This is a genomic window from Sphingobacterium composti, assembly GCF_009829075.1.
GTDB lineage: Bacteria > Bacteroidota > Bacteroidia > Sphingobacteriales > Sphingobacteriaceae > Sphingobacterium > Sphingobacterium composti.
Genome location: NZ_WUQZ01000013.1, coordinates 81,932 through 95,528, shown reverse-complemented (window position 1 = coordinate 95,528; position 13,597 = coordinate 81,932). Strand labels below are relative to the sequence as shown.

8 protein-coding genes and 1 pseudogene are annotated in these 13,597 nt (G+C 40.8%); 1 reads left to right on the top strand and 8 read right to left on the bottom strand.

Translation table 11 applies throughout. The annotated features are described in order from the left end of the window. Positions 1 to 178: 178 nt before the first annotated feature. From GOQ17_RS10115 to GOQ17_RS10080, 8 genes are all read right to left on the bottom strand, one after another. On the bottom strand, positions 179 to 1,069 hold the full coding sequence (locus tag GOQ17_RS10115; protein ID WP_236537119.1) for a cellulase family glycosylhydrolase: 891 nt from the start codon (positions 1,067 to 1,069) through the stop codon (positions 179 to 181). A 224-nt stretch (positions 1,070 to 1,293) separates the two neighbouring features. Beyond that, positions 1,294 to 2,304 carry a glycoside hydrolase family protein gene (locus GOQ17_RS10110; RefSeq protein ID WP_201288600.1) on the bottom strand — a complete coding sequence of 337 codons (1,011 nt, stop codon included), beginning with the start codon at positions 2,302 to 2,304 and terminating at the stop codon, positions 1,294 to 1,296. 11 nt (positions 2,305 to 2,315) lie between these two features. Continuing rightward, positions 2,316 to 3,281: a glycoside hydrolase family 43 protein gene (locus GOQ17_RS10105; protein WP_159637238.1), complete on the bottom strand. Its 966-nt coding sequence runs from the start codon at positions 3,279 to 3,281 to the stop codon at positions 2,316 to 2,318. 82 nt (positions 3,282 to 3,363) lie between these two features. After that, a complete protein-coding gene (locus GOQ17_RS10100) occupies positions 3,364 to 4,899 on the bottom strand; it encodes a DUF1735 domain-containing protein (RefSeq protein ID WP_159637237.1) in 1,536 nt (511 codons plus the stop codon). A 17-nt stretch (positions 4,900 to 4,916) separates the two neighbouring features. Then, a complete protein-coding gene (locus tag GOQ17_RS10095; protein WP_159637236.1) occupies positions 4,917 to 6,884 on the bottom strand; it encodes a RagB/SusD family nutrient uptake outer membrane protein in 1,968 nt (655 codons plus the stop codon). A 16-nt stretch (positions 6,885 to 6,900) separates the two neighbouring features. Next, positions 6,901 to 10,224: a TonB-dependent receptor gene (locus GOQ17_RS10090; RefSeq protein WP_159637235.1), complete on the bottom strand. Its 3,324-nt coding sequence runs from the start codon at positions 10,222 to 10,224 to the stop codon at positions 6,901 to 6,903. Between the two features lie 195 nt (positions 10,225 to 10,419). Continuing rightward, positions 10,420 to 11,436 (bottom strand): FecR family protein, encoded by a 1,017-nt coding sequence (locus tag GOQ17_RS10085; RefSeq protein ID WP_159637233.1) that lies wholly within the window; start codon positions 11,434 to 11,436, stop codon positions 10,420 to 10,422. Positions 11,437 to 11,716: 280 nt separating this feature from the next. Next, complete coding sequence (locus tag GOQ17_RS10080; protein ID WP_159637232.1) at positions 11,717 to 12,325, bottom strand: RNA polymerase sigma factor; 609 nt, start codon at positions 12,323 to 12,325, stop codon at positions 11,717 to 11,719. A gap of 1,076 nt (positions 12,326 to 13,401) precedes the next feature. On the opposite strand from GOQ17_RS10080, the pseudogene GOQ17_RS16655 reads away from it, so the two are divergent. Then, positions 13,402 to 13,590, top strand: a pseudogene (locus GOQ17_RS16655) (ISAon1 family transposase N-terminal region protein); the annotation flags it as partial. Between the last annotated feature and the right edge of the window lie 7 nt (positions 13,591 to 13,597).

Here is a 13,597-nt window from a genome sequence, read left to right as displayed (position 1 = left end):
TCCTTTTATACAGGATAATTCAACTGCCATGATTTTAAAAGATTCTTCAAATACTCGTGCCATATGTTAACAAATTTAATTCTTTATTTTTTAAATCTGTCTCCACTCAAAGGTAGCAACTCCACACATTCGTTATGAGTATATGGAAATGTGTCAAACAGCAAAGCAACGGGGGGAACTAATTCCCCCGAGTAATTTCTTTAATAAAGTCTACCTCTTTCTGTGAAAAAGGAGTTCCATCTTTTCGGAACACATCGTGAAACCAAAGAGGTGGCTCTTTCTCATTGGGCAAGGGCGTATCCCATGCAAAAATTGTGTTTGTTTTACCTGAAACTAATCCCCAATTGATTGCTCCGACGGCATGCTCTTTCAGAATCGGCATAATGGTTTCGAAAGTACTTCCATTACGCCTCGCCATGTACTCCGTACAGATCATTGGGCGATTAAGTTTTTGTAGAGAGTCGATAGCTGCCAAATGATCTTCCGGCCCATTATAATTATGGTAGGAGATGATATCCGACTCTGCCAATGAATATGCAGTCAATTCAACTAACGCCTTATCCCAAACGCCAACGCTTAAGGGCTGCGCTGGGTTAACCGCACGCCCCCATTCAAAGACCTTTTCCAATAATGGCATACTTTTATTACCGTAATTACTATTACCTGGTTCATTGTATAAATCCCAGAAAACAATCCGTTTTTCATCTTTGAATGCGGTCAATATATCTTTTACATATACTTCCAATGTCTCTATCAATTCCGGTTTGTCACGCAATAGATCTCCCGGATCACGAGCCCATCCCGAATTGTGAATCCCGGGCTTAGGTTCCGGTTGTTTTCCCGTCGTATACGTCGCATTCCAACAATCATCAAAGAAAACAAATATTGTCGAAATACCATGTTTCTCCGCAATATCCATATACTGCTTCACGCGGTCTTTAAAACCTTCTTGGTCAACTTTCCAAGCTGCATGGTGTAAATATACCCGCATACAGTTCATTCCGATTCCGGCTGCCCAACTAAGCTCCCTGTCAATAGTTTCAGGGTCGAATGTTTCTTCCTGCCACATTTCCAACTGGTTGATCGCAGTACTTGGTTGAAAATTTGCGCCGCGAAGCCAACCCCATTGTTTATACCATTCGTTGGCTTGTTCTTCTGTCCAGCGGTCACGAGGTTTTTCCTCTGGGGTACTACAAGAAAAAAGGATGGCGGCAATATATAATAATACGGCACTTTTTAACAGTTTCTTTTTCATGGTTTGTTTGTTTAATAAGAATATGAATTCTCTTTATTTTACTTATAAGCTTTCACTATATCCTGATATTGCTTTTCATTGACTTTGATGATAAACCCATGTCTGGCTACAGGGGGGGTGAACTCGACCTTAGACCACATGCTACCCGTCAACGAATTCGCATTATATAACTCGTATAGATGTTCTCCATAGTTTTCGACGTACAGGAACCAGCTTTTGTCATCCATCGATTTAACAATAATAGGCGCTTCACGCCACGAAGGACTAATCGGCGGACCGGGATTACTATATGGCCCCGTTAGATTAGGAGATGTGGCGACTCGTACCGTTTTTCCGGTAGCACTTTTTTCTGGCCAACGCTCATCTTTAATAATCGCATAATAGGTATTATCCACTTTTCTGATGATCGCATCAATAGTGGCCATATTCTCATCGCTACCCGTAAAGTTGAACAATCGCTCCGCTTTCGTAAATGTTTCGAAATCTGGAGTCAGGACATAACATGTACGCATTCCTTCCCACCAGGGTACGTCTTTAAGCCCTGGAAACGAGGCATGCCAAGTGATTATATATTGCTTACTGGCCTCATCATAAAACATCTTAGGCGCCCCCACATAGTACGCTTCGTTTTCTTGTCCCAAATGGGAGACATCAAATACACTTCTGGCAAGATCCTTCCGGCCCCAAGTGATGAGATCTGACGAATGATACAGCGTAAGCAGGGGTGAATGCTCATCCCGAACGCCGATCATATAGTAATTGCCATCACCACCTTGGCAAATATCCGGGTGTCCACGATAATCTGACACAATTTCGTTGGCCTTGTTCAACGTTTCCCATTTCAAACCATCACGTGAGACAGAATAAAACAAATGTCCATATGCCGCATTCGTCATGTGGGCAAATAAATATCCCCCATTACCATCTGATGTACCGGGAGGATTAGTCTCTTCAGGCTCTACACCCTTCTTGCCCTGACATGAGGCGAAGGTGACACATACAAAATGTAAAAAAAGGATAATAGATAATGCTTTACTTAATTTTCTCATTTTTTTTTAAATTATTGAATAACAATAGTTTCGTTCGTTTCTTTTATTCTGGTAATTTTTGGTTTCTCCGGATAGCCATTTGGTGTATGGTACGAAATATACAGATGCCCATCAAAGCCTCTAAAGATCATCGCGTGCCCTCCATCATCGTGATTTAACTGCTCGGGCAAATGTTTCCATGGCCCAGCGAGGGTTCCGGATTCAGACTCGGCTATACCCATGGCGTACTTCCGGTTTTTGTCAAAACTCGACCATATCATTTGTAACCTGCCATCATCCGTTTTATACAGGAAAGGAGCATCGGTTACATAGCCGGTTACGTTCTCAAACTTGATGGTACTCGTCCAAGGTGCTGTGGAGGCATTTAATAAGAGCACAGGATCTCCGATCGTTTCTTTCAGATCATCGGATAGTTGCTGGGCATAGACTTCACCATCTATCGCTTGTAACCATTCCTTACAAAAGATGATCCAAGGCTTATCCTCATCGTCAATAAAAAGACTGCCATCCAAACTCATCCAGTCGGAAGGAGTAACGGCGTGGTTTACTAGTGGTTTATACGGTCCTGTAACATTATCTGCCACTAAAATAGAAGTACCTCTATTTATGGTTGGCAAGTCAGAAAATGTCGCGAAAATATAGTATTTACCTTTATACTCATACAAATCGGGCGCCCAAAAGTCTTGCTTACCCCAGAAATCCTCATTGGCCGTGAATACGTTCCCCTCATCTTTCCAGTTTTTCAAATCCTTACTACTATACATCTTAAAGTGTGGATTGTTCCTGAAGGTAAGATAGTACGTTTTTGACTCCTCATCTGCATACAAAAAGGGATCACGACCCTTTATCTGTTCGATGGGAATGGGGTAACGTTCCATTTCAATAGGTGCCGATTTCGCGTCCCGTGCTTTCCCTCCGCAAAAACAAAAAGCGAGAAGCAAACATAACAGTGCAGGGATAAAATACAATTTCTTCATTTTTATTTTTCTTCATTTGTAATGAAGGTACCCAAAAGGAAATCCTTTCAGATACCTCCATTTTTTCTTTTTTTACGTTCAATTATTGCACGGGATTACCATCAATACTGATAAGCTCTTTTACATACAATTCACTAAAACTCACCAGATTGTTCGCCCGATGACTCGCTGTCGGACGTACTTTTAGGTAACGACCTTTCGGTACATTAGATACCGTGCTTGATTCATGTAAATGATACCAATAGGGACCTCCTCCGACATTAGGAATATTGTTATAGGTAATGGCAAGATTCCACGTATTACCCTTGTTGACATTCTTATAATTCTCCAAATCGCCGTCGGCTATAAATTTAAACGAATCACTCAGATAGAATTCACAGCTTTTTAAATCTCGATCACCCATGTCCAGTGTACCCTGTCCCACACCTACGGCACCAAAATTTACTTCCTTTCCCATATCAATGACGATGACGATATTCGGTATGTCTCTTCGTTCCCAAAACATGTGATATCCCCAGTAATCCATAGCACCGTAATCGTAGTCATCCCATGTGGGTATAGCACCGTCCCACTTCGTTGCCCAGACAGTCTCGATTTTGCCATCAATTAATGATCTAGCAAAAAAATCAGGCTCTCTCCACCGTTGTTGATTGTTTACAAAAACAACTTTCCAATCATTCCGCTGTACATCGCGATATACATATTTCGGATTGGTTACCACGATGTATTTAACTCTGTTAGTTTTTTCTATATTATCTACCGATAGTTCGGATAGCTTAAGTGGCAATAGGTAAGTTTTGTCCTGTTGCAATCCTGCTCGTCTGAGCTGAAGCGTGGACTGCGCTTCTCTATCTCCAGCATTAAAACTAAAGTCACTAAGATTATAGGTGTTATTAGGTAATAATGAGTAATTGGTACCCAAGGAGTCATTATACCGGTTTGCCAGATTTTCATTTTCTGTATGGCTCAGTCCGACGGTAAAATCCAATACGTTATCCCCGCTATGTGAAATTTTTAGTTTTAGGGGGATATCCAATGTCTGCAACGCGATTTCAGCATTTCCATCTTCTATTATCTCCCATTCCACTAGCGGTCTATTCACCTCAAATCGTATCAAAAGCTTATTTCTCGAATCATTGATCGTATCTGATGAACTTTCCAGCGCTAGGGGCAGCACCCAAACAAGACCTTCCTGCTCCTCTTCATCCATGGCTGCATATATCTCTATAGGATAGAAGGTAATAGGCACATATTTATGGTCTTCATTCTCCTCTAACTTTATATTTTGACCCTGTGAGAGATCATAAGAATCCGTCGGTATCAGTCGTATATTGCTTACTTCATAACCACCTATCGCTGCTGCTTCTTCCCTAGATAGCACTTTCAATCCCATATTCGAAGTAGAGTTTGGACGCCCTCCTCCTTTTAATATTAAAATAGAATCCACCACTTGCTGTTGTGTTGTGTTCATCGTGATATCTTTAATTCCCGTCTCTTTCAAAGAAAGAATTTTGATATATCTATCAGGAAATATATTGTTTGCAAAATCATCGTTACAGGAACAGAAGAACGATGTGAATACTCCTGTTAATAATATGATATGAATGATTTTTTTCATCTTTCAATAATTTAAGTTTAATAACCAGGTGCTTGCACCATCTGTGGGTTTGCATACAGCTCACTGTTCGATATAGGCATTAAATACAGACGGTCTTCCCACCCGAAAGGTTGGTTTATTTTCGTTGGCGTATTGAATACGCTGAATGAAGGCGCTCTGCGTACCGCATCTAGTCCTACAAATTTATCGGGATTTAAATGTTGCCTTCCCTGTACATACCGTCGAATATCAAAATACCGATGTCCCTCTAGGTATAATTCGACAAAACGCTCTTCCAGCACAGCATCCAACAGTGATTTATCGTACTGAGCGAGCAAGGATTCTGTCCATTCAGGCACTCCGGCCCGTCTACGCACCCTATTCAAATAGTCCAAGCCCTCAGTAGTATTTGCAGCCAAATGAGCATCACATTCTGCGAGGTTAAGATATAATTCGCCTAGACGGATTAACGTAATCGGATAGGTTGTTGCCCCAAAATTATTACCCCATCCGGCACCGGTATAATTCAAATTAGGATGTACCCATTTTTTATTTAGAAAACCTGTGACCGAATAATTCCGTGTTCCCCAAATAGTAGCATCATAGCCGGATCTTTGTGGGTTGCGCATTTCAATGTATAACGGAGACCGATTGGCAATCACGGGTGAGTATTCATCACCATCAAAAGAAAGCCATGCATAGAAACGGGGTTCTCTATTGACGTTCAGATTAACGATGTCCGAATTGGATAGTTCCGCAGATCGTAGCCACGCCGATCTATCAATAAAGGTTGGATCTTCTTCCGGCAATATCCCATTGCGGGTATAGAAGTTCTCCATCGTGTATAAGGTAGGGGACTGACCGCTCCAACCTCCTATATTTTGGTTTTCATTACTCGTTAGGACATAATGCGGCATCGAAGACATACGCATATCTTCATCAGCAGCCCATTGACTGGTCATCGCCCATATCGTTTCGCGGTTCCCTTCGTCAGGTCTGGCGGTATTCAGATAGCGGAGCATCATTACCTTTTGCCGGAAAGCTTCTCCTTCTTCTGTGTTGGGATCTAGTCCCGGTATGTGCGGGAGTGGAATCTGTTGGTTAGTCCGCAACGTTTCCGATACAGACACATCATATAATGCTGCTCCGCCAGCTTCTGCTGCTTGTATAGCATCTAAGCATGCCGCTCTTGCCCGCACCCATTTGTTTTCGTCATATTGCAAGCTGACGAGTTCGTTTCCATATCCAGGTGTTTCAAATTTGTCGTTTCTCCATCCTCTATTTGGAAATTCGCCGTTCCAAAGCGGAGATGCTGCAATTAACAAAACACGTGCCTTCAATGCCTTGGCGATGATGGATGTTGCTCTGCCAAAATCCTGATTGTTTGTATGCTGTGCCGGCAACGCAGCCATTGCTTCATCCAATAAACCAACAATATAATCTACACAAAAATCGAAGTGAGAACGACCGGGAACTTGATCCTTCGGAATATTAGTTGGCAAAAGGTCGTCGACAATAGGTATCGGGCCATAAGTTTGCAATGCCCTGAAGTGGTAATAGGCCTTTAGGAATTTTGCCTCGGCGATGTACTGTGCTTTACTGTTAGGGTTGAGCGTGGGATTATTTTCCTCGATCAATCGCAGAAAAAGATTGCAATAGCCTATGCCGTTATACCAGACTACCCATGGATAATCGGTGTTCCCGTCAATAGATGAAGGCGTGACAGCATTCCACTGGGCGAGACGCCAAGCATTAGAACCCCATTCTTGCGGGAAGACCGTTTCATCGGCAACCAGTTTGACAAAATTCAAGTCTGCATTTCCATTCTGCAAATAGCCATAACAAGCATATAAATTCCGTAATGCTGATACATCGTCAATAATCATATCTTTCGTATCTGCCTGTTCAGGAGGGACTACATCTAAGTAGTCACAGGAGCCAAAAGAAGCCAAAGACAACAAAGCGACTGCTGCAGTATATAGTTTTTTCTTATAAAATATTTTCATTGCTTAAATAGTTACATTAAAAGTTGAACTGTACGCCTAGGTTTAATGTCCGCTGTAGCGGATAGGTATTGTATGCCAACTCTGGATCCCAATAGTCAAACGGCGACCACACCGCAAGGTTATCACCGCTAAAGTACACACGACAATAAGGTAATCTATAACCGACTTCGAGTGTCTTAAAACGGATAAAGTCACCTTTACGCATCCAAAAACTACTTGGTTGTAAATTATTGGTTATTTGGGTACCGAGTGTACCCAAGCGCGGATAGGAAACATTTGAATTATCTTCTCCTTCCATCCAATAGCTGTCGGCAATCCATTGCATCAGATTCCGATCATTACTATCATTTGCCGAGAAAGGATTCACGTTGGACAACATGATCCGACGCTTAGCAGAACCGTTGAAAAACACGCTCATATCCAACTTTTTATACGTCATGCTTATCCCTAAGCCATATTGTATACGAGGCATATTTCCATAAGACGACAACATGACCTGATCTTCAACAGTAATTCTTCCATCTCCGTTGATATCCCGATATTTGATATCCCCGGGCATAACGACACTACCAAACAGTGTCTGATCAGCATGTGTCCGGATATCTTCCACATCTCTAAATAGACCATCAGCGATATATCCTCTTGTATGACCCAATGGCTTCCCAGTATTTGTTTGCCAAGTATAGGGATAGTCAGGTTCGTCTACATATATGTATTTATTCTGGGTATAGGTATAATTCCCCCGGATATCCACAGAAAGATCTTCCGTCAGTTGTTTTTGCCAGTTTACACTAAGTTCAATACCTTTGTTTTCCACTTTTCCGATATTTGCCCAAGGCACGGCATTAGCATATCCCAACATAGAAGGAAAAGAGGCACGTCTCATCAAAATCCGGTCACGTTTATTATGGTAGTAGTCAAAAGTAACGTTTACGGTATTAAGCAGGCGCATATCAACACCTATGTCAAATTGCGTTGATCGCTCCCAACTGGGATTATATGTTGCGTATGTATTAACAACAGGTCCCTGTAATGTATAATTACCTGTATATCCTGAACTAAAGCTTGGGCCACCCCACATATCCACGACATTTAGGTAAAGAAAGTGCGGAGCGCCATCATAGAGACCTGTTTCGTCACTACCAACTAAACCATATGACCCTCTTAATTTAAAATAATCGACATATTTTGCTATTGGTTCCCAAAAACCTTCATTACTAGCAACCCATCCTAACGACATCGCGGGGAAAAATTCAAATCGCTGATTTTTTGCCAAACGCTCTGTGCCATTATAGCCAAAGTTGAATTCAGCTAGGTACCTATTATCATAATCATACGTCATACGACCGGAAAGCCCTTGATTTCTATTAGGTAATACCCCCAAGCGGAACTCACGCATCATGTACATAAACATCCCGGTTACGGCATGCTTTCCAAACTTGCGGTCATAGTTCAAGCGCGCATCAAAATAGAATGTGTTGTCACTAGCTCGTGTCACATCCGATTGATTGATATATTCAGCGCCTACTTGTAGCCGCGACAAGCTAAACTGATCTGGATTTGCCTCATCCCAACTCCCATTGGCGACGCTATATAAGAACGGTGCTAATGATCTCGAATAGAAGGTATTTGAATAATTATTGAAATTAAGCAACGATGTAACGAACAGTCCTTCGGTCAGAAAGTTCAACTTCTGATCGAGTGCCATGGAGACATTCAATTTATTGGAATTCGTTTCTCTAAAAGAGTTCAACATATTGGCATACGGGTTTGTATAAAACCGACCTGGCGACATGACCGCGCTTCCGAATTTAATGTGTCCTGCGTCATCTTCTGGAAATGTGGCTGGAAACGATACAGGCGTATTGGTAAATATCTGATAGAAAATATCGTTTGAAGATATATCCGGTGAGGTCTGACGCGTAACCTGCGCATTCATTCGTAAGTCGAGCTTCGTCGTCGGTGTCACACTATAACCGATATTATTTTGGAAGGTATACAACCAACGATTATAATTGTTGTCAAATGAATATTTTTCAGGCACATCCAATAGACCACCATCGTGGTTAACTTGCATATTCATATAATATACAACCTTTGATCCCCCACCTTGTACATTTACATTCGCCCGTTGACTTAAAGCATGGTCTTTAAACATTAAATCATACCAATCTACATCTGGAAATACATACGGGTTTACGCCATTGCGTGTATTTGCAATTTGTTCAGGCGTATAACGTAATTGAGCCGATGGGTTACGACTTAACAAAGCATTGTTGTATGTTTCCATAAATGTTGCTCCATCTGCGTAATCCACTATGTTAACCGGTTTGAGAAAGGAGTTTTCAATAGACACATTTATCCTCGCTCTTTCATTTTCTATACCACTTTTGGTAGTCACCAGCATCACGCCATTAGCGCCACGGGCACCATAGATAGCTGTTGCCGAAGCATCTTTCAGAATAGAAAAACTTTCGATAGCCTCCGGTGGAATATTATTGAGGTCTCCTGCCGATATTTCTACGCCATCTAATAAAATCAAGGGTGTGGCACGTCCGCCAAAAGTACCAATCCCCCGAATATAAAACTGTGAGGTAGATCCCGGTTCTCCACTATTGGTCATGGCAACGACACCGGATAGCTTTCCAGCCAAATTGTTTGTTAAAGACGAAGACGGCGTGCGTAACTCTGATCCTTTGACCGTTGTAATGGCTCCTGTAACGGACACTTTCTTTTGTGTTCCCGCTCCTACAACAACGATCTCATCAAAAATACTTTCAGATTCAAGTTTAACATCAATGAAACCCAAATCACCGACAAGTATGTCTCTGGTCTTATATCCAATAAAGGATATTTGCAAAACAGAATTGTTATCACAATCCTCCAGTGTAAATAGTCCTTCCTCATCCGTTGTCGTTCCATTCGTTGTCCCTTTTTCCACAACGCTGGCGCCAGCCATTGTCTCTCCGCTTTCATTGGTTACTTTTCCTTTAACTTGTCGCTGCTGTTTTTTAACGAGTCCTACAGGACGAGGTTCATTCTTTTTAATTACATAAATCTGCCTATCAGAGACAAAATACGTATTGCCCATAGGCAACAAAATTTCGTCCAGCACTTCCGAAACCTTCCGGTTTTCCGTATTCACCGTTACCTTCCGGTTGCCATCAAGGACATTATCTTGATAGAAAAAAACATATTCCGTTTTTTTCTCGATTTCTGACAACACCTGCTTTATGGTCCTGTTCTTTAGGTGAAGGGATACCCTTGCCGTCTGGGAATAATTGTCATTGGAGTAACATATACCGATACCCAGCACAAGGCATAAAACAATCAATTTCATAATTCGACATGTTCTTCTAATACCTAGCCGAAAAGAGCTAGGTTTCTCAAAATTATCATACATTTGTAATGGTTTATAAGTTTATAACTATAACTAAATTCAACCGGATGACACTGGCCTGTTATCCGGTTTCTTGTTTTGTAGGTTTATATTTATTTCATACGCACTTCGTTTTAGATCAAGTCTTGTGGTTTATTAATAAATGATGTAATGGTCTTCCGTATTTTTTCGATAGTTAATCGGTAACGCACGCGTTAAGTCGGTCAGTAAGATATCTAAATTGTCTTTGAGGTCCAATTTACCAGAGCAAATCAATGTTGCCACTTGATTATCACAACTAATTTTCGCACCATAATAGCGTTCCAAACGTTTGATAATATTGCCTAACGCTTCGCTTTCGTAATGGTATAGGCCTTGTATCCATAAGGCATACATACTTGCATCCGCTTTCTTGATAGACGGCTTGCCATCAATATTGGAATATAGTTGGTCAGGTTTTAATATCACGTCCTTCTGATGTATATCGGCAGCAATATGGACAGAACCCGATAGTAGCGCAACACTGTTTGCATTATCTGCTTCGTATGCAGAAACATTAAATTTCGTTCCCAACACTGTTATATCCATCCGCTTCGTTTTGACGATAAATGGACGGTTCTTATCTTCGGAAACTTCTATATAAATTTCTCCATTAACATAGATCTCCCGGGTTTCTTTACTGAATTGGTTCGGATAGATGAGCTTGGTCCCCGCATTGACCCACGCTTTTGTACCATCCGAAAAGGTAATCGTTGAACGTTTGCCGTAAGGTGTAATTAATTGATTATAAGAGGGTGTGCTATTCTCGAAAATCACATTATCATCCGCCATAATACTATCCTCGTCGTATTGAATGGAAGATTCTTTATTGGATAAAGCAACAATGCGCTCATCACCTAGAACAAGCCGGGTATCCTTAGCATTAAAATCTACTTCTGGTAATGCTTGTGCATACGCTTCAATATCCTTTTGCTGAACATCTTCACTTTTCTTCCATAAGAAAGGCGATATGACAACTAGGATGCAAGCAGCAACTGCGATCGCTCGTAACGCGACATATCTTACTCTTTTCTTTTTCTTTTGGCCGATTATATACCGCAACTGATCCCTACTTTCAGAAATTTCAGCTGGTGTCATATTGAAATTGTTGAAACGGACACTGGATTTATACAACGAGATGGCTTCCTCTATGATAGGAGCAATATCAGGGTGCCGATCGATAACATCTTTCCAAAACAGGATATCCTCTTCACTGTTTAGAAGCTGCCAACGCAGAAAATTCTCGTCCTTGAGAAAGTCTATAGCGGTATATCCTCGAAATTGGTTATCGTGCATTTATCTTGTTTGCTTTCCGTATATACAAACGAGATATTCTTTTATACCCATTTTTTGGAAAAAATATTTTTTTAGCTATAAACATGACATCCCCACGAGATGTGTAACCTTTGATACATCAAGAACAGAAATGTTTTAACAGGTATATCAAGAGCAATTGCTCCTCGCCCCGCAACCTTTTCAGTGACCGCGAAATAAGCTTTCGCGCGCCATGCTGTGTCATGTTCAGTATTTCTGCAATCTCTGCATACTCCAGTTCTTGTATGAAACGTAGATAGATCGCTTCCTTTTGGCGAGCGGTCAATTTAGTAAGAAGATTATCTATCTTTTGCTGTATGATAATGCGATCTTCTTCATTAATAATCGTATCCAAGACGGTCGTCGAAATAGAGAATTCAAGCGCTTCCTCGGTGATGGGGCTCGCCATAGAAACCACCTTAGAGGTATAGATGTTATAAAGTTTATTTTTAAGGGACTTGAGCAAAAAGAATTTCAGATGTTCAATAGACGAAAACTCCTTTTGGTTGTTGGAATGGATCTTTATGAAGATGTCTTGGATGGCATCCTTTACAATATCTTCACTACCGCCGAGGCCTATCCCATATGCATACAGATCGTTGATGAAAAAGGTATAAAAATATGAAAAAGCATCGCTACTTCCCTTTAGAAACACCATAAACATGGTGTTTTCATCTACCCCATAAACGCGAGCGGTCCTATTGGTCATAAATATCGAAATTCTATTTCAACAAAGATAACCTATTTTTTTTATCCAAAAAATAGAACGGAATTAGCATCTACAAGAATATCTTAAATATACTATGGCAATAAACTACCGAGCTCCACAGAAACGCAAATGAATCTCGTAAGAACTTAAAGATTTTAATGTTCCCGTCCGTACTCATTGGTACCGAGTTATTAGCGATGCTTTCGCAATACCGATATATTGCAAAGATTATGCAGTCAGGCGCTACGGTAAGGTAGGAGGACTAGTAATTGCCTTTGTCATCTAGAGTACGGATGTGCCTTATGAGATCTTGATTACGCTTTCACAGATCTCGGCCGAAGATATGCGTACTGGACCAAATACCAGAATAAGAAGATTGCGATCATCAGCTTCTTTCAAGATGGAAAGAGCTTCCGGTTCGGACTGATGAACGTGGAGCCATTTTCCACTCAGCAAGAAACAATGTGATCAAGGAGGATCTGAAAATACTTAAGTATACAAACTTCGAGGAGCTCGTTGCTTATCATCAGGAATACCCAGAAGAAAGATAATCAGGACAGTAGATTATCTTATCATTGTACATTGAATAGTAGATATTTTGATCTTTGATTGCAAAAACATATCCGGAATCGACATTTCGTAACTTCTGCGCCATTAATAGGTGAAGCTATTAATATAATTGTTCACGTTCGAACAGAAGGCTTTTTTGTCTATCCGAATTTGTGTTTAACACCCAAATTCCGTATCTTTAAAATATTAAGCAATTGCAGCTAAAACGTATGTCAAACCAGTGAGTTATTCGGTGAGTTGGGAAGCCAAGTGTTTGTAAAGTGCTGATAAAGAGACCAATGTTCGAAGGGTTCGGTTCCCCTACGGGCTACTAAAAGCGACTTCATAAGAGTCGCTTTTTTTTTGCTATCACACATCTTCAATTATAAATATTTTTAGGATCATACTGAAAGTTTGGGGGGGGGGAATTAAAAAAATAGTTAATTTAGTGTTTTTTAAATAGTACACACTTGCAAGCGGCCGAACGTAAATTATTATCCTTGTTAATGCCCTAAGGGCTATTAGAATATTTTCAAATCCAAGAAATAGATCAAGTAGAAAATCAACTTCATATTTATTTAGATGAGCTTAATACCTCTCCTGCAGGTTATGAAAAGATTAAGCTAGAATCCAAAGGATTTATGCCTTCTACGGAGATTTCCGATTTTCCCATTCGAGGTCAAAAAGTTACCCTACATATCCGGCGGCGGCGTTGAACTGTTT